General features: G+C 64.9%; 17 protein-coding genes. 4 read left to right on the plus strand and 13 right to left on the minus strand.

Features of this window, described 5'->3' with window-relative positions:
* Nucleotides 1-45 precede the first annotated feature (45 nt).
* Both HYG81_RS30705 and HYG81_RS30710 read right to left on the minus strand, forming a co-directional pair.
* Entirely contained in the window at nucleotides 46-555 is a 510-nt protein-coding gene (locus tag HYG81_RS30705; protein WP_180839902.1) for a peptidylprolyl isomerase, read from the minus strand.
* A gap of 272 nt (nucleotides 556-827) precedes the next feature.
* Nucleotides 828-1,346 (minus strand): peptidylprolyl isomerase, encoded by a 519-nt coding sequence (locus HYG81_RS30710; protein WP_180839904.1) that lies wholly within the window; start codon nucleotides 1,344-1,346, stop codon nucleotides 828-830.
* 151 nt (nucleotides 1,347-1,497) lie between these two features.
* Between HYG81_RS30710 and HYG81_RS30715 the strand changes: the two genes are divergently transcribed.
* Nucleotides 1,498-2,469 carry a succinylglutamate desuccinylase/aspartoacylase family protein gene (locus HYG81_RS30715; RefSeq protein WP_180839906.1) on the plus strand — a complete coding sequence of 324 codons (972 nt, stop codon included), beginning with the start codon at nucleotides 1,498-1,500 and terminating at the stop codon, nucleotides 2,467-2,469.
* Nucleotides 2,470-2,499: 30 nt separating this feature from the next.
* On the opposite strand, the gene HYG81_RS30720 is transcribed toward HYG81_RS30715, so the two are convergent.
* Entirely contained in the window at nucleotides 2,500-3,258 is a 759-nt protein-coding gene (locus HYG81_RS30720; protein WP_180839908.1) for an SDR family NAD(P)-dependent oxidoreductase, read from the minus strand.
* A gap of 610 nt (nucleotides 3,259-3,868) precedes the next feature.
* On the opposite strand from HYG81_RS30720, the gene HYG81_RS30725 reads away from it, so the two are divergent.
* Nucleotides 3,869-5,242, plus strand: a complete 1,374-nt coding sequence (locus HYG81_RS30725; RefSeq protein ID WP_180839909.1) for an MATE family efflux transporter — start codon at nucleotides 3,869-3,871, stop codon at nucleotides 5,240-5,242.
* Nucleotides 5,243-5,741: 499 nt separating this feature from the next.
* Here HYG81_RS30725 and HYG81_RS30730 read toward each other — a convergent pair whose 3' ends face one another.
* The 5 genes from HYG81_RS30730 to HYG81_RS30750 all read right to left on the minus strand — a co-directional run bounded on the left by HYG81_RS30730 (nucleotide 5,742) and on the right by HYG81_RS30750 (nucleotide 11,835).
* Nucleotides 5,742-6,788, minus strand: coding sequence for an FAS1-like dehydratase domain-containing protein (locus tag HYG81_RS30730; protein ID WP_180839911.1), 1,047 nt, complete (start codon nucleotides 6,786-6,788; stop codon nucleotides 5,742-5,744).
* Nucleotides 6,789-6,929: 141 nt separating this feature from the next.
* Complete coding sequence (locus HYG81_RS30735) at nucleotides 6,930-8,180, minus strand: acyl-CoA dehydrogenase family protein (protein WP_180839913.1); 1,251 nt, start codon at nucleotides 8,178-8,180, stop codon at nucleotides 6,930-6,932.
* Nucleotides 8,181-8,323: 143 nt separating this feature from the next.
* Nucleotides 8,324-9,472 (minus strand): thiolase family protein, encoded by a 1,149-nt coding sequence (locus HYG81_RS30740; RefSeq protein ID WP_180839915.1) that lies wholly within the window; start codon nucleotides 9,470-9,472, stop codon nucleotides 8,324-8,326.
* A gap of 171 nt (nucleotides 9,473-9,643) precedes the next feature.
* Nucleotides 9,644-10,807, minus strand: a complete 1,164-nt coding sequence (locus HYG81_RS30745; RefSeq protein ID WP_180839916.1) for a CaiB/BaiF CoA transferase family protein — start codon at nucleotides 10,805-10,807, stop codon at nucleotides 9,644-9,646.
* Between the two features lie 95 nt (nucleotides 10,808-10,902).
* Complete coding sequence (locus HYG81_RS30750) at nucleotides 10,903-11,835, minus strand: ferritin family protein (RefSeq protein ID WP_180839917.1); 933 nt, start codon at nucleotides 11,833-11,835, stop codon at nucleotides 10,903-10,905.
* 114 nt (nucleotides 11,836-11,949) lie between these two features.
* Between HYG81_RS30750 and HYG81_RS30755 the strand changes: the two genes are divergently transcribed.
* Nucleotides 11,950-12,687: a 3-hydroxyacyl-CoA dehydrogenase family protein gene (locus HYG81_RS30755; RefSeq protein ID WP_180839919.1), complete on the plus strand. Its 738-nt coding sequence runs from the start codon at nucleotides 11,950-11,952 to the stop codon at nucleotides 12,685-12,687.
* 253 nt (nucleotides 12,688-12,940) lie between these two features.
* Here the strand turns inward: HYG81_RS30755 and HYG81_RS30760 are convergent, their stop codons facing one another.
* On the minus strand, nucleotides 12,941-13,738 hold the full coding sequence (locus HYG81_RS30760; RefSeq protein WP_180839921.1) for an enoyl-CoA hydratase/isomerase family protein: 798 nt from the start codon (nucleotides 13,736-13,738) through the stop codon (nucleotides 12,941-12,943).
* A gap of 455 nt (nucleotides 13,739-14,193) precedes the next feature.
* Nucleotides 14,194-15,276 carry an anthranilate phosphoribosyltransferase gene (locus HYG81_RS30765; protein ID WP_180839923.1) on the minus strand — a complete coding sequence of 361 codons (1,083 nt, stop codon included), beginning with the start codon at nucleotides 15,274-15,276 and terminating at the stop codon, nucleotides 14,194-14,196.
* A 171-nt stretch (nucleotides 15,277-15,447) separates the two neighbouring features.
* Between HYG81_RS30765 and ahbB the strand changes: the two genes are divergently transcribed.
* Nucleotides 15,448-16,488 (plus strand): siroheme decarboxylase subunit beta, encoded by a 1,041-nt coding sequence (gene ahbB / locus HYG81_RS30770; RefSeq protein ID WP_180839925.1) that lies wholly within the window; start codon nucleotides 15,448-15,450, stop codon nucleotides 16,486-16,488.
* A gap of 24 nt (nucleotides 16,489-16,512) precedes the next feature.
* On the opposite strand, the gene HYG81_RS30775 is transcribed toward ahbB, so the two are convergent.
* From HYG81_RS30775 to HYG81_RS30785, 3 genes are all read right to left on the minus strand, one after another.
* On the minus strand, nucleotides 16,513-17,019 hold the full coding sequence (locus HYG81_RS30775) for a pyridoxamine 5'-phosphate oxidase family protein (protein ID WP_180839926.1): 507 nt from the start codon (nucleotides 17,017-17,019) through the stop codon (nucleotides 16,513-16,515).
* A 69-nt stretch (nucleotides 17,020-17,088) separates the two neighbouring features.
* Nucleotides 17,089-20,172 carry an FAD-binding and (Fe-S)-binding domain-containing protein gene (locus tag HYG81_RS30780; protein ID WP_180839927.1) on the minus strand — a complete coding sequence of 1,028 codons (3,084 nt, stop codon included), beginning with the start codon at nucleotides 20,170-20,172 and terminating at the stop codon, nucleotides 17,089-17,091.
* A 64-nt stretch (nucleotides 20,173-20,236) separates the two neighbouring features.
* Nucleotides 20,237-21,376 carry an acyl-CoA dehydrogenase family protein gene (locus tag HYG81_RS30785; RefSeq protein ID WP_180839929.1) on the minus strand — a complete coding sequence of 380 codons (1,140 nt, stop codon included), beginning with the start codon at nucleotides 21,374-21,376 and terminating at the stop codon, nucleotides 20,237-20,239.
* Between the last annotated feature and the right edge of the window lie 156 nt (nucleotides 21,377-21,532).

Consider the following 21,532-nt stretch of genomic DNA (forward strand, 5'->3'; position numbering starts at 1 on the left):
AACATGCCGCAGAAACGGTAGTTTGCGCCTCGAACACCGCTCGAGTTACTCGTCGTCGACGGAGACGGACTCGAGGACGATGTCCGTTTTCGGTCGATCGTCAGCATCGGTGTCGACGTCGCCGATTTCGCGAACGACGTCCATCCCACTGGTGACCGTGCCGAAGACGGCGTGGTGACCGTCGAGATGGGGCTGGGGACCGAGCGTGATGAAGAACTGCGAGCCGTTGGTGTCGGGACCGGAGTTGGCCATGCTCAGGATGCCCTCGTCGTCGTGACGGAGTTCGGGGTGAAACTCGTCGTCGAACCGGTAGCCGGGACTACCCCGACCGGTGCCGGTCGGGTCACCGGTTTGAATCATGAAGTCCTCGATGACGCGGTGAAAGGCCACGTCGTCGTACAGCGGCTCGTTCTCGATTGTGTTACCCGTCTCGGGGTCGATCCAGGTCTTGCCGCCCGTCGCCAATCCGACGAAGTTGTCGACGGTCCGCGGTGCGCGCTCATCGTAGAGCGCGACGTCGATATCGCCCTCGCTCGTGTGTATCGCCGCCGTCATCCCTCCGCTCGCAGTCGCATCGACTGGCGACTCGTTCCCGTCGGGTCCGTTTCTTCCGCATCGTCCGAATTATCGCCCGCGCAACCGGCGAGCGGCAGGGCGAGACTCGAGGCGGCTCCGGCCAGTAGCGTTCGTCGATAGCAGGTGATACCGCCTGTGGGCGTGGCACCGAAGTAACTATATCGGATTTACTATCGGTGCTGGCTGGTATATCGCGCTCGTGTCGAGCGTCCGAACCGCCGGAAAATCGTCCGCGATAGTCGATCGACGCGTTACTCGTAGTCGACGGAGACGGACTCGAGGACGACGTCTTCTTTCGGCTGGTCGTTGGCGTTCGTGTCGACGTCGCCGATCTCGCGAACGACGTCCATGCCGTCGGTGACCTTGCCGAACACGGAGTGGCGGTCGTCGAGGTGGGGCTGGGGACCGAGCGTGATGAAGAACTGCGAGCCGTTGGTGTCGGGACCGGAGTTGGCCATGCTCAGGATGCCTTCGTCGTCGTGACGGAGTTCGTCGTGGAACTCGTCGTCGAACTGGTAGCCGGGGCCGCCGCGACCGGTCTCGGTCGGATCGCCGCCCTGAATCATGAAGTCCTCGATGACGCGGTGGAAGGCCACGTCGTCGTACAGCGGCTCGTCATCGACTTCCTCGCCCGACTCGGGGTCTTCCCAGGTCTTGCCACCGGTCGCGAGTCCGACGAAGTTGTCGACGGTCCGCGGCGCGCGCTCGTCGTAGAGTTCGACCTCGATATCGCCCTCGTTCGTGTGCAGGGTAGCAGTAACGTCTCCCATATCCTCCGAGACGGCAGGACGAGTGAAAACGGTAGTGGTCTCGAGTCGGCGACCGCTGAGCCCGCATCCACCGATCCATCGGGCGACGGGACGGTCACGTCTGCCGGCGGCCGGCCGCAGGTACATACCGCGGGACGTGAAATGTCCGGACATGAGCGAGGGCACGCACACGGCTGAACAGGTAACGCTCGCACGGTTGCCGTCGGGAGTCGAACTGACGACCACGGTCCACACCTATCGCGGCGACGAATCGGGCCCGACGCTGTACGTGCAGGCGGCCCAGCACGGCCGCGAAATCAACGGGACCGAAGTCCTCCGGCGATTCCACGAGCGACTCCCCCTCGAGTCGCTATCGGGGACCGTGATCGCCGTCCCCGTCGCGAACCCGCTCACCTTCGATCGCGTCTCCTACACGACGCCGGAACAGCTCGATAGCATCAACCCCAACATGAACCGCATCTGGCCGGGCGACAGCGACGGGAGCCTCCACCAGCGTATGGCAGCCCGCCTCTGGGAGTTCGTCACGGCGGCCGACGCTCTCGTCGATCTTCATACGGGGAGCCCCAATATGCTTCCCCACGTCGTCTATCGCGAGGACGACGAGCGCTCCCGTCGCCTCGCGGAGTCATTCGGAACGGGTCTGCTGCTGTCCGAACAGGCCGACGAGGACGCCCCGGACGAGTGGCACCACCGCGGCTTCGCGGGCAAGCTTCGCGTCGCGACTGCCGCGGAGGGAATCCCGTCGATCACGCCCGAACTCGCCCACAACAAACAGATCCTCGAGGACGTCGTCAAAGAGGGGGTCGAGGGCCTCCTCGACGTCTGTCGGTACCTCGGCCTCCTTCCCGGTGACGTCCCCGAACGCGATCAGATCGTCGCCCGGAATCACCTCGGACAGGTCACCGCCGACGACTCCGGACTCTTCCGTCCGAACCCGTCGCTCGAGGTCGGCGAGTCCGTCTCCGAGGGAGCGGCGATCGGTACGGTCTATCACCCGACGACGTACGAGGCGCTTCACGAGGCCCGCGCGGATCGAGACGGGGTGCTCTACGCGCTCACCCGCGAGGCGACCGTGACCGCGGGCGACCAGCTCGCGAGCGTGGCGCTGGTCCGCGAGGAATGAGTCGAAACCGGTGGTTGCCCAATGGCCGATTCAGGCCGAGAAGCCGCCGTCGACGACCAGCCCGTGGCCGTTGACGAACGAGGACTCCTCGCTGGCCAGAAAGAGGATCGCGTCCGCGATCTCCTCCGGTTCGGCCAGTCGCTTGAGCGGGTACTGTTCGATCATCTGCTCGCGAGCTTTCTCGGGGTCCGCCTGCTCCTCGAGGTACTGCTCGAGCAGGGAGGTCTCGGTAAAGCCGGGACAGACCGTGTTCGCGCGGACGCCGTAGGGGCCGGCCTCGGCGGCGACCGCCCTGGTCATGTTCAACACCGCGCCCTTGCTCATCGAGTAGGCTGACTGCTTGGGGAGCCCGAGAATGCTCGCCAGCGAGCCGACGTTGACGATGGCACCGTGGCCCTGCGCTTTCAGGTGGGGAAGCGCCGCGTGACAGCCGTTCCAGACGCCCTTGATATTGATGTCGATGACGAAATCCCGAATGTCGTCTCCGAGTTCCTCGAGACTGCCGCCCGGATGGCCGGTGCCGGCGTTGTTGATCATCACGTCCAGTCCGTCGTCGTCGGCGACGGCGTCGACGACCGCGTGGAACTGCTCGCTGTCGGTGACGTCGAGTTCGTAGAACGTCGCCTCGCCGCCGGATTCCTCGATGGCCTCGGCGACCGCCTGTCCGCCCTCGGTGTCGATGTCCGTGACGATGACGTGTGCGCCTTCCTCGGCACAGCGCTCGGCTGTCGCCTGCCCGATTCCTGACGCTGCACCCGTGATGACTACCGTCTGGTCTTCGAGTCGCATAGGCACCATATTAGGTGGCTGGCACATAAAATCGTTCATCATTATACACCCTATGAACGCAGTTGTTTGAAGAAAACATCTCCATCTCGAACGATGATAAATGACCACGTCCGATTATCCCAGTCTCACTCTTCGCGCCCCGCTTCGGCGCCTCTCTCGTTCGTCGGCCTCAGACGGTCCCGATTGCGAGACAGTATAAAACATATACTAACTGTCTACTTCCGAACTATGTCGGATATACATCATTCAAGTCACCGATTCATTTCAGCATCGCTGTCTCGACCCCGATCAAGCATTACGCTGGATGCGTTTCATCGATAGCGAATTGCCGCTACCGCAGTGCGTTCACGAGCGGTAAAATACCCGCTATCAAGCGGTGAAAAGCCGATATAGTCATACTCGAATCACCTCATCCGCATTCAGTCATCGGTTTGGTTTCGTCGATAGCCAGCGATTCGGACGCTGGCTGCTGCGCCAGAAACTCATTCAAACGGGACCGATCTAACCCAAGTAGAAACTATCTCTACTACTTATACTTCACCTCGAGTACTACTCTGAACCGACCGGGATCAATACGTTGATCCGACGGATTCCCGTTGCCGAACGATGTATGGAGCAGCGTAGGGACCGCGTCCGCGACGTGTGGCGGCGAACACTCTCGCTCTCGTGGCCGATCGCGATCCAGCAGACGTTCAACACGCTGATGCGGACGATCGACGTCATCGTCACCGGCCTCTTCTCGCCGGCGGCCGTCGCCGCGGTCGGGCTCGCGGACCTCTACGCGCAGATCCCGCTCCGGATCGGTCTCGGACTCGGGACCGGTGCGATCGCCCTCTCGAGCCAGGATACGGGACGGGGTGCGGCGTCGACTCGCGATCGGGCGATCACGCAGGCCCTCGGAATCGGATTTCTGGTGGGAATCCCGTTGACGCTCGTCGGAGTCACGTTCGCCGAGCCGCTGATCGCTGTCCTCGGCGCTGCCCCCGGCGTCGTCGAGACGGGCGGGCGCTATCTCGGTCTCGTCTTCGCCGCCGCACCGATGCGGATCGTCGGGCTGGTCGGCGCACGCTCGTTACAAGGAACCGGCGATACCCGGACGCCGATGGTCGTCAACGGCACTGCGAACGTAATCAACATCGCGGCGACGGTCGGACTGGGGCTCGGTCTCGGCCCGCTCCCGGAGCTTGGTATCGTCGGTGTCGGGCTGGCGACGGCGATCAGTCGAACGGTCGAGGCGGTCATGATCACGGCCGCGATCGCCAGCGAACGGACGGACCTCTCGTTCGCTCGGCCGCGGAGTCTCACGATCACGCGCCAGCTCGTGGCGGTGAGCCTGCCGAACTTCGCCGAGGGAATGAGCACCTCGCTCGCGAACTTCCCGTTCAACGCGCTGTTGCTCACCTTCGGGACCGAAGTGACCGCCGCCTACCACATCGGGCGGCGGATCTACCAGCAGTTCAGCGGCCCGCTGTACCGATCCTACAGCGTCGCCGCGAGCATCGTCGTCGGCCAGACGCTCGGCGAGGGACGGCCCGACGACGCGCGATTTTCGGGACTGGCGATCACGGCGCTCAGCATCCTGACGCTCGGCCTCGCCGGAGTCGTGCTGGTCGCCGGCGCGGTGCCCGTCGCGCGGCTGTTCACGTCCGATCCGGCTACGCTCGAGCACGCCGTCTCCTTCACTCGCGTCTTCGGCGTCTCGATGCTCTTTTTCGGCGTCTTCTTCCCGCTGTCGGGCAGCCTCCGCGGCGCGGGCGATACGCGGACGCCCTTCTACGCTCGATTGACCGGAACCGTCGGATTTCTGCTCGGGTTTTCGTATCTTGCCGGGATCACGCTCGGCTACGGGCTTCCCGGCGTGTACGCGGGGATCGTCCTCAGCTACGCGTGGTGGGCGCTCATCGTGGCGGTCGGGTTCCGCTGGGGCGATTGGGCGGACAAAGCGGCAACGATGATGGCTGAGCGGGCGGACGTTCCGGAGTGATCCGTCGGCCTTCCTCACGGATGACGGTGGAACGTATCGAGGGATATTCGCTACGGCCGATACTATCAGTGATCAATCAGAGCGTGCATTATTACGGTAGTAGATATATTTCCAAAATCGGAGTTCGGGAACCGGATTGGATACGAAGCGCCTGTGATTACGGCAGCCGACGAGCGACGAAAGACCGACGGAAACGCTGTATCTACCCCGATCTACAACCGCCCCGATTTGACTGTCCGTCAAATCGCAATCACCGTTGTTTGCTACTTGAGTTCCACTCTCGAATACATATCTCGGACTGTCTATTGTAACAAATAACTGGTACATGGCCGACGAGCGGTGCCGATCTAACGTTCGGAGTACAGCGATATTGCGGCCACGACTCCTCGTATTTAATTACGCACATAGGCGTGTAATAGCGACCGATCAGGGAGGTGTGCGTGGTCCCATCGCGCCTGGACCGGTTTCATACCGTTTGCCGCTCATGGTCTCTTTCGGGCTACTCGAGTTCAGCTGTTGCAGACCCGGTCAGCAGCGTCTCGCCCGCCCTCGTAGTCGCCTCGAGTTCCGTTTCGACCGTTCCGGCGTCCCGACCGACGTCGACGACCTCGCCGGTCGCGACGACGGTGTCGCCGGGGAAGACTCGCGACTGGAACCGGACGCCGAACCTCGAGATGTCCTCGAGGGCAAACCAGTCGGTGATCACTCGAGAGGTGATTCCAGCGGTGAACATCCCCTGCCCGAAGACGCTCTCGTTGCCCGCGGCCCGTGCGTACGGTTCGTCGTAGTGGATCGGATTGAAGTCGCCGCTGGCACCGGCGTACTTGACGAACTGCTCGCGCTCGAGGTCCTCGACGACGACCGTCGGACCCGCGTCGCCGACCGCGAGTTCGGTGACGTCGCGGACGCGCTCGAACTCGTCACCGGTCGCGGACGGCATGTCCCGCTCGCTCGCGGCGGTTCCACCGTTCGGTGCAGCGCCGTCCGTGGTATCAACGGTGTCATCTTCGATGTCGCCACCGCTATTGCCATTCCCGCCACCGTTGCCGTCGCCGTCACCGACCGCACCTGACGTCTCGATCGCGGTCGATCGGTCGGTGAGCACGAGGTCGCCGTCCCGGTCCCGGTACTCGGTCTCGAGGACCGCGAAGGTCATCGTCCCCGCGCGACCGCCCTCGCGCTGGAAGACGTCCGCGAGCGTGGTCGTTCCCTCGAGGACGTCGCCGACGGCAACCGGTCGCTCGTACTCGTAGGCCTGTTCGCCGTGCAGGACGTACTCCGATCGGAAGCCGAGGTCGAAGCCCGTGCCATCGATGCCGTCGGGCGTGTACCGCGGGAACCGGCCGACCTGTGTGTAGGTGGGCGGTGCGGGCACGCGGTCGTAGCCCCGCTCGGCGGCGGCCGTCTCCTCCCGAAAGACGGGATCGTCCGACGTGATCGCCCGCGCGAACTCCGCGACCTTGCCGGGTTCGATGCGGAACGCCTCGACGGTGACGCGAGAGTCGCCGACCATCGACTCGAGCGCCTCGAGCGGCTTAGTCGGCATCCTGGCCCTCCCGAGTGCGGCCACTGGCCGCCGCCCGCCGTCCGATTACGCCGCGTCGCCGTTCGGACCCCTGCCGTTCGCGTCTCATTGCCGCCACGGTTCGTCCACGACTGCCATAACGGTACTCCACGCGGAGTCCCGTCACTGCTCGAGCGCGTCGATCCGCAGGTCGTCGTCGAACTGCAGCGTGTTCTCGATTTCGGTCTCGTCGACGTCCTCGAAGGCCCAGCGGGCGATCGAGCGGCGGTGGACCTCGTCGGCCCCGTCGACGATCCGGAACGCGCGGACGGCCTCGTAGAAGTGGGCGATCGGCAGGTCCTTGCCGATCCCGTTGCCGCCACAGCACTGCAGCGCGAGGTCGATGGTCTCCTGAGTGACGTTCGCCGTGAACACCTTCGACATCGCGACCTCGATGCGAGCGTCGCTCTCGTCGAGTTCGCGCGCGGCGTGACGAACCATCGTCCGGGCGGCATGGAGGTGGGTTTCGGCGTCCGCGATGCGGTGGCGCAGCGCCTGTTTCTCCTCGAGCGTCGTGCCGAAGGCCTCGCGCTCCTGCAGGTAGGCCTTCGCGATCTCGAGCGAGCGCTCGGCCATACCGGAGTAGCGCATGCAGTGAGTCAGCCGGCCGCCGCCGAGTCGCATCTGAGCGACCTGAAACCCCTGCCCCGCCTCGCCGATCGTGTTCTCGACGGGGACGCGGACGTCGTCGAACTTCACTTCGGCGTGGCCGCCCTCGCGTTCGGTAATCCCGTGGCCGCCGAGGTGGGGAATGTTCCGCACGACCTCGACGCCGTCGGCGTCTCTGGGCACCAGAATGATCGAGGTGCCCTCGTAGGGGTGGGCGTCCAGATCCGTCCGGGCCATCACGAGATAGAAGTCGGCGTTCAGGCCGTCGGAGGTCCACCACTTGTGGGCGTTGACGATCCACTCGTCGCCGTCCTTGACGGCGGTGCTCTGGAGCATCTTCGGATCCGAGCCGCCGCCCTGTTTCGGCTCGGTCATCGCGAAGGCCGAGGAAATCTCGCCCTGGACGAGCGGCTGGAGGTACTCCTCTTTCTGCGCCTCCGTTCCAACCATCTCGAGGGTGTGCATGTTCCCCTCCTGGGGCGCGTTTGCGCGGATCGCGAGCGCCCCGATGAGCGAGCGACCGACCTGTTCGAACGAGGGCAGCATGTCACTGAAGTCCAGTCCCTGGCCGCCGTACTCCTCGGGGACCTGCGGCGCGAAGAGGTCGCGGTCCTTGGCTTGCTCCCAAAGATCCTCTATCTCGCCGGTCGTGATCCGCTCGCCCGTCTCGAGCGCCTCCCGCTCCCGTGGGATCACGACCTCGTCCATGAACGACTCTACGCGTCCCGCGACCTCCTTCGCCGTCTCGGAGTCGTGGTACTTCATACCGTCCATAACCGCATACAGCATTGTAAAGATATAGGAACGTGATCGCATTAATTGGCAATTCCGGGGCCGTGATAGCGCGTTCCGATTCGCGGTCGCGATCGTCCCCTATCTCGGCCCGGCTCCTCGCGACTGCGCTCGGCTCAGACCCGCTCGAGGATCGTCGCGACGCCCTGGCCGTAGCCGATACACATCGTCGACAGCGCGGTGTCCTGTCCCGTGCGCTCGAGTTCGTGGACCAGTTTCGTCAGCAGCGCCGCGCCGGTCGCGCCGAGCGGGTGGCCGTGAGCGATCGCGCCGCCGTTAACGTTGACGTCTTCCCACGACGCGCCCGTCTCCTCGAGCCAGGCCCCGACGACGGACGCGAACGCCTCGTTGACCTCGAAGAGGTCGATGTCGTCGATCGTCATGTCGGCCTTCTCGAGGACCCCCTCGGTCGCCGGAATCGGCCCCGTCAGCATCGTCACGGGATCGACGCCGACGACTTCGGTCCGGACGATGCGGGCCATCGGTTCCCACCCGTGTGCTTCAGCGGCTTCCTCGCTCGTAATGAGCAGCGCAGCCGAGCCGTCGACGATTCCCGACGAGTTGCCGGGGTGGTGGAAGCCCTCGCCCTCCTCGCGGAACGAGAGCGGGAGTTCGGAGAGCGTCTCCATGTCGGTGCTGGGACGGGGATGTTCGTCCTGCTCGACGATCACCTCTTTTCCATCTAGCTCAGTTTCTACTGGCGTAATCTGGTCGTCGTATCGACCCTCGTCCCAGGCCTCCTTCCAGCGCCGCTGGGAGTCGACGGCTAGCTCGTCAAGTTCCGTTCGCGTGAGATCGTACTCCTCGGCGATCCGTTCGGCACCCTCGCCCTGCGTGGTCAGTTCGTCGAAGTACTCGAAGTACGTCTCCGACGGCCCGTCGCCGTCCGACCCCATCGGCACGCGGGTCATGTGCTCGACACCGCCCGCGATGAGCACGTCGTGCTGGCCGGCCATGACGTTCGCGGCGGCGAAGTTGGCCGCCTGCTGACCCGAGCCGCACATCCGGTTCAACTGGACGCCGGGGACGATGTCGCCCCAGCCGGCGACCATCGGCGCGAGCCGGCCGATGTTCAGCCCCTGTTCGTCGATCGGCGTCACGCAGCCGTAGATAACGTCCTCGATCGTCGCCGGCTCGAACCCGTTGCGCTCGCGAAGCGCCTCGAGCGGCTCGGCCGCCAGATCCTGCGGGTGCGTGTCCCGGAACGAGCCGTCGCGTTTCCCGAACGGCGTCCGAACGGCGTCGACGATGACTGCGGAGTTCATGCTGTGTCACTGAGTATTCTCCGATCGATCATAGAAGTTGTGCAACATTCGTGATCGCCCGCTCTGAACTCCTTTCCGCGGAATTAGAGTTGTCATAGACAGGGGGATATGCTACCGTACCTCGAGGATCATATCAGATACGATAGTGTCAGTTCGGGGACGGAAGCCACCTCAACGGACGATCCCCGCCTCGCGGAGACCGGCTCGCTCGTCCTCGTCATACCCCGCTGCTGCAAGCAGTTCGTCCGTGTGCTCTCCGTGACCCGGGACCGATTCATCGCGGCTCTCAGGCACGTTCGACCCCACCGCTGGAAAGCCGACCCGCGGTGGCGCGTCGTCCGGCCGTTCGATCAGCCCGCGGGCCTCGAGCTGGGGGTGCTCGAGGGCTTCGGCCGGCGTACACACCGGCCCGACCATTGTCTCGTCGCTCAGTGCCTCGAGCCACGCGTCCCGCGAGCGGCTCGCGAACACCTCGGTAAGCGCCTCGCGGACCGCGGTCAGTTCGGCCGGGTCCTCGCTCCCGTGATACTCGACGAGGTCCTCGCGACCGATCTCCTCGCAGAAGTTTTTCCAAAATTTCGCCTCGAGCGCCGCGAGGGTCAGGTATCGCCCGTCTGCGGTCTCGTAGACATCGTACCAGGGGAATCGCCCGGTGAGCGCGGTCTCGCCGGGCCGCGGATCGCCGCCGGTGAGCGCCTCGTGTGAAATCGCCTGCGAGAAGGAGGCGACGACATCGGTCATGGCCACGTCGATGTACTCACCGCCGTTGCCGAGTTCCCGCGAGAGCAGTCCGCCGACGATGCTGAACGCCGCGAACAGCCCGCCGCCGAGGTCGCCGATCTGGTAGCCCGGAATCTGGGGGGCCATCGACTCGTCCTCGCGAGTCATGTCGAGCAACCCGGCGACGCCGACGTAGTTGAGGTCGTGGCCGACACGCTCGGCGTACGGACCGATCTGTCCGTAGCCCGACAGCGAGCAGTAGACGAGGTCCTCGTTATACTCGACCAGTGTTTCGTAGTCGATCTCGAGTCGCTCGGCGACGCCGGGTCGAAACCCCTCGAAGACGACGTCGCTCTCCTCGACCAGTCGATAGAACACGTCTCGCCCCGCCTCGGACTTGAGGTCGAGCGCGACGCTTCGCTTGCCGCGATTGACGCCGTCGAACAGCGCGCCGACGCCTCGATCGGTCACCGGCGGCATCCGACGCGCGTAATCGCCCGCGTCGGTGTCCTCGACCTTGACGACATCCGCGCCCGCATCGGCGAGTAGTTGCGTCGCGTACGGACCGGGAAGCAGCCGAGACAGATCGAGCACTCGGATAGAATCGAGCTGCATGGTCTCACGTCCCGTTCAGGTTCCAAAAACCTACTGTCGCCGTTCACCCGGTACACCACGTCGTCCGCTGTTGTATCGGCAGTCGTCTCGGACCGTCAGTCGTCGCCCTCGAGTTGCACTAACTCGTCGACGCCCGGAATGTCGGCCGCGGCGTCCGTGATCTGTCGCATTCGGTCGGTGTGTTTGTCGACGGCGTAGGCCGCGAGTTTCCCGTCCTCGAGGCCGACGCGCTCGTCGGGATCGTCGGGTTGAAACCGCTCGTCCTCGGTGATCCCCTGGACGAGCGGGAGGAGCTCCTCGACCGTCTCCTCGATGATCGCGGGGTCGACGCCCTCGGCGATGAGCTTCTTGAGCTGATTCATCCCGAAACCGACGTGGCGGCCCTCGTCGCTGCGGATCTTCGTAAAGCCCTGAACGAGCCCCGGCAGGTGCGGGAGGTCCTCGAACTCGCCGCCGTAGGAGGTCTGCATTCCGTAGTAGCCCGTCTGGGCGAGGATGCCCTCGACCGTGAGGTGGTAGTGGCAGTACGCCTTGGCTCGGTTTTCGGGGGTGTCCTCCTCGAGCAGCCGGAACTGCGCCTTCCGGTTGCGGTCGAAGAGTTCGACGTAGGGATCGTTGAACCACCGCTCGTGGCGGGGGTTCGATCGCTCCCAGCCCAGTTCGTCTTCGACCGCCCAGACGACGTCTCGCCAGTAGCGATCGAAGAAGTCCGCGTGCTTCGCCTCCTCGTACAGCTGGGTCGTCAGGAACAGCTGATCGTCGATATCGTCGAGGACCGTCCCCAGCGGTGCGAGATCCTCGGTGACCGCGTCCTCGCCTGCGCCGAACTTCGCGATGCCGGTGAGCATCCCGTACCAGGACTCTCGATCGTACGACCCCGACGCGTCGATGTAGACGAGGAGGTTCTCGACGTCCGCCTCGAGGTCGATCTCTCCGGGATCCCAGTGGCGTTCGACCGCGTTTCGGTAGTAGCGGTTCGACCTAGACTCCCGATCCATCATCTCCGTCGGGGTGTACTCCGTTGCCATACCATATATTCGACACCTCGACTATTAAATGCAGCCGCTGTCATCCGGGGCTCGATAGCTGATCGGCCCCCTCCATCGAGAAGAACTAAGTCGATATTCCTGCAGAGTAATGGCATGGCAACACAGCGTGCCGCCGTCGTCGGTGGTGGTATCATGGGTGCCGGTATCGCACAGGTTCTCGCACGGAACGGCTACGACGTGGCCGTTCGCGAGATCAATCAGGAACTGGCCGAAGAGGCCCGCGAACGGCTCGTCTCGGGCAGCTACGGACTCGAGGACGCCGTCGAGGGCGGCTACCTCTCCGAGGACGAGAAATCGGCGGTCCTCGAGCGACTGACGTTCACGACGGACCTGGACGAGGCGACGAACGGGACCGATTTCGTCATCGAGGCGGTCACGGAGGACCTCGCGATCAAGGGACAGGTCTTCCGCGACCTGGACGCGGTCACGGACGACCAGCCGCTGTACTCGAACACGAGCGGCTTTTCCGTCACGTCGATCGCGAACGGCGTTTCCGACCCCTCGCGGGTCGCGGTCACGCACTTCTTCAACCCGGTCCCGATCATGTCGATGGTCGAGATCGTTCGGGCCCCGCAGACGGACGAGGCGGTCGTCGAGCGCGCCGAGGAACTCGTCGACGAACTCGGGAAGACCAGCGTCACCATCGACGACGACCCGGGCTCCTACGGCTTCATCGCCAACCGCTGTCACATGGCCATGCGCGAGGAGGCCCAGCGAATCGTCGACGAGGGCATTGCGACGGAAGAGCAGGTCGACAAAGCGCTCGAGGAAGGGTACAACCTCCCCGCCGGGCCGTTCTCGCTGCGCGGGATCGGCGAGGAGTGGGACTAATGGACAACCCGGTCTGGGGCACTTCGGACTACCGGTCCGTGTCATTCTTGATCGGGATGTCGAGAGCGCTGCTATCGCTGCAACTAGGGGAACCACACCCTCCCCAACCGACTCGCTCACTCACTCGCGTTCGTTCGCTCATCCCTCGCGCAGAGTTGCGTCGCGGTTCGTTCATCACTCACCGCGACACAGCACGCGCCACGGCATACCGGGTGATTCCGCTGCGGTGATACAGCGATCCCCCGCACTGCCGTTACTTGCCTTCGAATTCGGGCTCGCGATCCTCACCGAACGCCGCTGCGCCCTCGGCGTGGTCCTCCGTCTCGAGCAGTTCCGCGAAGAGCTGCCTATCGTATTCGATCCCCTCTTCTAACCCCGTCTGAACCGCCATGGCGGCGGACTTCTTGATCGCCTGGACGGCGAGCGGTGCCTGTCCGGCGAGTTCGGTGACGAAGTCGTCGACCTCGTCCTCGAACTCGTTGTCGGCGTAGACGTGATTGACGAGCCCCTCGTCGCCGGCTCGCTCCGCGGAGATGTGATTCCCGAACATGGCCAGTTCCTTGGCGACGCTGGGGCCGGCCAGCTTCTCGACGTACTGGACGCCACCGGCACCGGGGAGGATGCCGAGATTCACTTCGGGGAAGCCGAACGTGCTGTCCTCGCTGGCTAATCGAAAGTCACACGCCAGCGCGGTCTCGAGGCCGCCGCCCAGACAGTAGCCGTCGATTTTCGCGATGACCGGCGCCGGGAAGTCCCGGATGACGTCGTAGTGGGATCGGGCGGACGAGCCGCCAGCCGACTCCGACGAGAAGCCGCCGATGTCCGCGCCGGCACAGAAGGCCTTCTCGCCGGCTCCCTCGAGCACCACGGCTCGCAGGGCGACGCCGTCCGCATTCGCGTTTCGCTCCTCGAGTGACTCGAGTCCCGCGATGATGTCGTCTCTGAGCTGGCCGTTCAGCGCGTTCAACGCGTCCGGCCGGTTCATCGTGATCGTCCCGACACCGCGCTCGTCGTCGAATGCTACCAGGACAGTCTCGAGTGATTCGTCCATGCGCAGCGGTCACGGCGACCGGGCAAAAAAGGAGCCTGTTCGTGAACGAGCCTCGCGCAATCATCGTCTCGCAAATCGATCAGGATCGAGTCGGCGATGTGATCGCGTACTCGAGTCGCCTTCGTGGCCGCTTGTGAGGGCAGTCTGACCGATGAGATAGTATATATGGAAGCTGGCAGCTTATCGTAGCTACCGTCTGCCTTATGTTCTGGATTCTTTTCGTTCCACCTCAGTATCGGGCTTTCACACCGTCTGAAGTAGACGATGGGCTGTCAACTGCACTCGAGTATGACTTGCCCTCATCCGGATGGATAGAAATCAAATCGAGAACGATACCTGTCGTATCCATGGCATAGAACGCGGATAGAAACGTTTGCTACCTGTCGACGAACAGTAGCCGATATTGCGTGCCGATTCGGACTCGGTTCGGCGGTGAAACGAACGGCTTCGACCGCTCAGAACGCCCGGAGTTCCTCGAGCACGGCCTGTGCGCTGCCGTCCGAAATGACCGCGCGTGCCTGCTCGAGCCCCGCCTCGAGGCTGTCGACGTCCTGGCGGGCGTACATCCGGAACGCGCCGTTGAGAGCGATGGCGTCGGCGAAGTGGCCCTCGCGGTCGCCGGCGAGCACCGCCTCGGTGATCGTCGCCGAATCGGCGGTGACGTCGTCGACCTCGAGATCCTCGTTTTCCATTTCCATGCCGTACTCGGCGGTCTCGATCTCGTAGTCCTCGAAGGACTCGTCACCGTCGTCGCCCTCGCGATCCCACTCCGCGACCTTCGTGTAGCCGGGGCGGATGTCGTCGTACCCCTCCATCCCCTGGAAGAAGATGGCGCGGGAGTAGTCGAGTCGCTCGCTCTGGGTGATCGTATCCGTCAGTTTCTTCGCGAACGCGAGGTGGTAGAACGAGCCCAGGTGGACGTCGGCGTTCGCCGGATTGGCGATGGTCTCGACCGTGTTGACGAACGTGCGGACGCCCATCTGGTCGCGTCGGTCGTACAGGTCGTCGATTCCGGGGTTGAACGCGGGCTGGTAGTAGAAGCCGAAGCCGGTCTCGTCGACCATCGCCGCGCTCTCGGTCGGCTCGAGTTCGGTCCGGACGCCGAGTTCGTCGAGGACGTGTTTGTACGCCGTCGCTTTCTGCGTCGGCACCCGATCGCCGGAGTGGACGACGACGGGGGTGCCCGCGGCGGCGGCGACGATGCCGGCGCCGACGCCGAGGACGGCGGAGCTGTGCTTGCCGTCGTAGTTCGCCCCGCAGTCGACCGGATCGCACTCGGGTTCGGCGGTGACGACCGACTCCTCGCGCATGACGTCGGTGTAGGCCGCCAGCTCCTCGGGAACGTTTCGCTTCCAGCGATTTGCCAGCCAGAACGCGCCGAGGGTAGTCGGGTCGGGCTCGTCCGCCAGAATGCGCTGGAACGCCTCTCGAGCCTGTTCGCGGGTCATATCGCCGGCCGACTTCGGACCGGAGCCGACGACCTCGGTCAGCAGCCGCTTGAGCGGCCAGTCGCCGAACTCCTGCGTTGCGTGAGCCATGTTGTGCACACGTTGGGCCGGTTCGCGCAAAAGTCTCCCGCTTCCGGCGCTCGTTCGCCCGTCAATTGACGGGTTTCACACCGATAATCGAGCGAAGCGCAAGAACAGCTCCACCTCCGCTGTCCGAGCCGACCCGAAAACGATACGGCCCCCTTCTCCCTAGAGCTACCAATGAGTAGCCTGTCGGGGGACTGGCGCGAAGCAATCGACGACGCGGACGCGGCGCTGATCGACGGCTATCAGAGCGGCTTCCCGATCGAGGAGCGCCCGTTCCGCCGCGTCGCCGCCGATCTCGGGATCGACGAATCGGCGGCGGTCGACCGCGTCCGCAGCCTCCGAGACGCGGGGATCGTCCGCCGATTCGGTGCCGTCCTCAACCCGCCCGTGATCGGTTCGTCGACGCTCGCCGCGGTGCGAGCGCCCGCGGATCGCTTCGACGAGATCGCGGCGATCATCAACGACTACCGGCAGGTCAACCACAACTACGCCCGCGACCACGAGTGGAACATGTGGTTCGTCGTCACCGCCGGCTCGCGGGACGCCCGCGACGAAATCCTCGCCGACATCGAGGCGCGAACCGGCTGTGACGTGCTGAACCTGCCGATGCTGACCGACTACTACATCGACCTCGAGTTCCCCGTCGTCAACGGCGATCGCTTCGCGCGGGAGTCCCTCGAGGAGCGCCTGGACTCCTCCGCGACCCGAATCAGCGAGGAGGCGACGGGCGACCTCTCCGCGCTCGAGGCCGAACTCCTGCTCGAGATTCAGGACGGGTTCCCCCTGTCGGCGACGCCGTATCGGGATATCGCCGCGAACGTGGGATACGCGGTCGAAGACGTGCTCGCAGCCGTCGACCGCCTGCTCGAGAGCGGCTGCATCAAACGTATCGGCTGCGTGATCAACCACGTCGTGACGGGGTTCGACGCCAACTGCATGGTCGTCTGGGACGTCCCCGACGAGTCCCTCGACGAACGGGGTGAGCGCGCGGGCGGACTGCCATACGTGACGCTCTGTTATCACCGGCCCCGCCGGCCCGATCAGGAGTGGCCGTACAACCTGTTTACGATGATCCACGGCCGCGATCCCGAAGCCGTCGACGCGAAAATCGACGAACTGGCCGCCGACTACCTCCCCGTCGATCACGAACGGCTCTACTCGACCGAGACGCTGAAGCAGACGGGTGCGCGCTACGACGAGCTGGTGGGTCTGTAGGGCCGGTCTCGATTAGCCGCCGCGCTACTCGTCGAACTCCCACCTAGTCGCATCCGTCGGGAAGTCGCTCCACGCGAAGACGACCGTCGGTCGAACGGCGAAGAATGGCGTCCCGTGCGGGGTGTCGTACTTCGTTTCGTAGGCCGCGTCCAGTTCGTCGATCAGTTCGGACGAAGCGGTTTCGTGATTGATCCGTTCGGCCTGCCCCTCGAGAATAACTACTTCCGTCGCGCTCTCTCCGTGAACGACGATCTCGGGATTCCGCGCGAGATTCCGAACCCACCGCGTCCCCTCGCCGCCCCCGCAGTGGAACGTCCCGTCGACCCAGACGCCCCACGTCGGGCGAACGTGTGGGCTCCCATCGGGTCGGATCGTCGTCACCCAGTAGTTCCGTGCGTCTCGCATCCGTTCCGCGACGAACGCCCACGGGAGCGCGCCGTCGGCACTGTCGGGGATCCCGTAGCTCGCTTCGGTCTGCGGTCGACCGCGATTCGGATCGCGTTCACCATCCCGTTCGTCGTTCGGCGTCATCACGAAAAGGAGGACTCGAGCGACGATAAACGGTCCGCAGACCCCCTCTCGTCGGGAGCCGTGGCGACCTTACCGGCGTCCCTCGAGCGCCTCCGCCACGACCTCGATCGGCGTCGGCGGCTCCTCGGATGCGCCGGGTCTGTTCTCGAGTTGTGTCCGGCAGGAGGCACCGGGAGCGACGACGCGGCTGCCCTCGCTTTCGTCGACCTGATCGTAGAGAATCGAGGCGATGGCGTCGCTCATCGAGACGTGTTCGGACTCGTAGCCGAAACTGCCGGCCATCCCGCAGCAGCCCGAATCGAGCGGGTCGACGGCGTAGCCCGCGCGTCGAAGCACGCCGACGGCGTGGTGGTCCTTCGCGATCGACTTCTGGTGGCAGTGGCCGTGGTAGACGAGATCCCGCGTCGCCGCGCGCCCGTCGAATCCGATCTCCTCGTCCAGCCGGAAGGTGTCGATGTACTCGCAGACGCCGTAGGTGGCATCGGCGAGCGTCCCGGCGGCCTCGGTCGAGAGCAGATCGAGGTAGTCTCCCTGGAACATGACCGCGTCGGAGGGCTCGATCACGACCACGTCCCAGCCATCCGCGACCCGCGGGGCGAGCGCGTTCACGTTCTCGCGGGCGGCGTCTTCCGCCTTCTCGAGGAAGCCCTTCGAGAACGCCGGTCGGCCGGTGTCGCCGAGGTCGTCGGGGACGGCGACGTGGACGCCGGCGGCCTCGAGCACCCGGACGGCCGCCTTCCCGGCGTCGGGGTGGCTGTAGTTGGTGTAGGTATCGGGGTAGAGGACGACTTTTCGCTCGGCGTCGGCCTCGCTCACTCTAGCGCCGCCTCGCTCGTGAAACCAGTCCCGGAAGGTGTTCGCGTGGAACGTCGGTAGCGGCCGGTCGGCGTCGATTCCGAGCGTCACCTCGAGCGCCTTGCGGGCGCCCGGAAGCTTCGGCAGGGCGTTCGACAGCGGGGCGAGTTGACTCCCCACCTTCGAGAGGGTCGCGACGTTGGCGAAGAGGCGATCCCGGACCGTCGCGCCGTTGCGCTGGTGGTACTCGTGGGTCACCTCGGCTTTGAGCTTCGCCATGTCGACCTCGCTCGGACAGTCGATGGCACAGCCCTTGCAGCCGATACACAGCCCCATCACCTCCTCGACGAACTCGTCGGAGAACGCCTCGTCGGGATCCAGGTCGCCGCTCATGGCCTGTCGGAGCGCGTTCGCTCGGCCGCGGGTCGCCGTAATCTCCTCTCGGCTCGCCCGGTAGGTCGGGCACATCACGCCGCCGGTGGTCGACTGCTCGCCGCGACAGCCGCCACAGCCGTGACAGAGCTCGACCATGCCCTGCATGCCGTTGTCGTTCTCCCACTCGAGCGCGGGTTCGAAGCCGGCCTCGAACTCGTAGTCGGGGTCGAACCGCAGATGCTCTCGCAAGTCGGTCGGGTCGTCCTCGCGGAAGACGACCTGCCCCGGATTCAGTATCCAGTCGGGATCGAACGCCGTCTTGAGGTCCTGAAAGGACTCCCAGAGTTCGTCGCCGTAGAGCTTCTGATTCCACTGGGTCCGGGCGCGGCCGTCGCCGTGCTCGCCCGAAACGGACCCGCCCAACTCGACCACGAGGTCCGTCACGTCGTCCGCGATTCCGTGGAGTTGCTCGAGGCCCACCTCGGTCTTCGTGTTCACGAGCGGGCGGACGTGGAGCACGCCGGGTCCCGCGTGCGCGTAAAAACTGGCGTAGGTGCCGTGTTCCTCGAGGATCGCTTCGAACCCTTCGACGAACTCGGGAAGACGGGCCGGCGGAATGGCGGTGTCCTCGATGAAGGAGATGTGCTTCTCGTCGGTCGTCCGCGAGAGCAGGATCGGGAGCCCGGACTTGCGGAGCTTCCACAGCTTCGCGCGCTCGGCGTCGTCGTAGGCCTCGAGGGCCTCGAGCGCGAGCGTCTCGGAATCACTGCTCGGGGCGTCTTCGGCCGGCGTACCGGCGGGCGTCGCCGACGGCACGCGGTCGGCGAGCAGGCCGGCGACCTGTTCCTTGCCGTGGTCTGCGTCGTCGGCGTAGAACTCCACCAGCAGAACGGCGTTCGTTCCCTCAGGGAGGATCTCGGTCACCGGACCGAACTCCGCGGTATCGCGAGCGAGGTCGAGCAACACGTCGTCGAGCACCTCGACCGCCGCGGGATCGTGTGCGAGAATCGGTTCGACGTCCCGCATCGCCTCGTGGAGGTCGGGATAACAGAGCAGGGAGACGGCCTTCGTTTCCGGAACCGGCTCGAGCGAGACCGTCGCCTCGGTGACGATCGCGAGCGTCCCTTCGCTGCCGGCTAGCAGACGCGCGAGGTTGACCGTTCCGGGCTCGCCGGTGTCCTCACCGCCGGGCAGTTCCTCGCCGCGGACCTCGGCGACGAGCCGGTCGAGATTGTATCCGGAAACGTTGCGCTTGAGATCCGGGTACATCTCCGCGATCCGGTCCGCGTCCTCCGCGATGATACGCTCGACTTCGGCGTAGAGCCGGCCCTCGAGGCCGCCGTCGGGATCGGCTCGCTCGACGATTTCCTCGAGCGTCACTTCGCCGAAGCGAGTGACGGTGCCGTCGGCGAGGACTGCTTCGACCTCTTCGATATAGGCGTCGGTCTTGCCGTACTTCAGCGAGTGCGAGCCGGTCGAGTTGTTGCCGATCGCGCCGCCGATGGCGCTCTTGTCGCCCCACGCGGGGTCGGGGGCGAACTTGATATCGTGGGGCTCGAGGGCCTCGTTCAGCGTTCCCAAGATCGTCCCGGGTTGGACCGTCGCGGTTCGGCCGTCGGGATCGATCTCGAGGATATCGTTCATGTACCGCGTGAAATCCAACACGACGGCCCGGTTGACCGTCTGCCCGGCGAGGCTCGTCCCGCCGCCCCGCGGGAGGACCGGAATCTCGCGCTCGGCGCAGTACTCGAGGATCCCCGACACGTCGGCCGTCGACTCGGGAAAGGCGACGGCGATCGGCGTCATCTCGTAGGCGCTCGCGTCGGTCGCGTACAGTTCGCGAGAATAGGAGTCGGCGCGGACCTCGCAGTCGACGAGTTCCTCGAGGTCCGCGACCAGCGCCGGGCGGTCGACGTCGTCGTTCCGATAGTCGTAGTTCGCTCGCCGGTCGGCGGCCGGGTCGGCGCTCGGTTCCAGAGACATACGTCATCCTTGTCAGGGGCAGCTAAAAGCGTCCGCATTAGCGACGATTCGACCGGCTTTTCGGCTACAGGAGCTGGTCGGCGATGATGTTCTTCTGGATCTCGCTGGTGCCCTCGTAGATCTTCGTGATGCGGGCGTCGCGGTAGTAGCGCTCGGCGGGGTAGTCCGTGACGTAGCCCGAACCGCCGTGGACCTGCACGCCCTCGTCGGCGACTTCAACGGAAATCTCGCTGGCGAACAGCTTCGCCATGCTCGAGTACTGCGCGGCGATGTCCTGGTTGTTCTGCTCGACCTGGGTCGCGGCGCGGTAGGTCAGCGAGCGGGCGGCCTCGACCTTGGTGGCCATCTCGGCGATCTTGTGCTGGATGGCCTGGAACTCCGAGATCTTCTGGTCGAACTGCTCGCGCTGGGTGGCGTACTCGATCGCGGCGTCGAGTGCACCCTGGGCAGCGCCGACGGCCTGCGCGGCGACGCTGGTGCGGCCGGAGGCGAAGAACTCCATCAGCTGGTAGAACCCCTCGTCGACCTCACCGATGACGTTCTCCTCGGGGACGCGGACGTCGTCGAGGACGACTTCGGCGAGGTCCGAGGCGCGGATACCGAGCTTGTTGGTGATCTTCTCGGTCGTGACGCCGTCGGTGTCCATCGGGAGGAGGAACGCGGTGATGCCGCGGTGGCCCTCGTCGGGGCTGGTCTTGGCCATCGCGACGCCGACATCGGCGACGGTGCCGTTCGTGATCCACATCTTGTTGCCGTTGAGGACGTACTCGTTTCCATCCATCTCCGCGACCGTCTCGATGCCCGCAACGTTCGAGCCGTGAGCGGGCTCGGAGATCATGGAACACGACGCGGATTCGCCGTTCGCGATCCTCGGGAGCCACTCTTCTTTCATCCACTCGTCGCCGAACTCGATGATCATGTCCGAGCCGAATCCGGCGGAGCCGACCGCGGAGCCGATTCCGGGATCGGCGCGCCAGAGCTCCTCGGTGACGATCGTCGAGGAGATCTTGTCCATCCCGGCACCGTCGTACTCGAGCGGGATATTCGGCGCGACGAAGTCGTACTCGGCGGCCTTCTTCCGAAGGTTTTCGGGGTACTTGTGTTCCCGGTCGTGCTCCTCGGCGACCGGAGCCATCTCGTTTTCGCCGAACTCGCGAACGGCGTCGCGGATCGCCTCGTGCTCGGCTGACAGCTGGAATGCCATAGGTACTCGATCGGCATGGTCTTACAAAGTAGCTTCGGGTGTGCCCGAAATTTGTTTTTGTTAATTCAGAACTCGAGCAGATCACTCGTCGGAAAGGGATCGTCGTTCGACGCCGGTTCGAGCGACACGAGGTTTGCACAGAGTGAAGACCTCGGT

The sequence above is a fragment of the Natrinema zhouii genome (assembly GCF_013456555.2).
In the GTDB taxonomy this organism is placed as follows: Archaea; Halobacteriota; Halobacteria; order Halobacteriales; family Natrialbaceae; genus Natrinema; species Natrinema zhouii.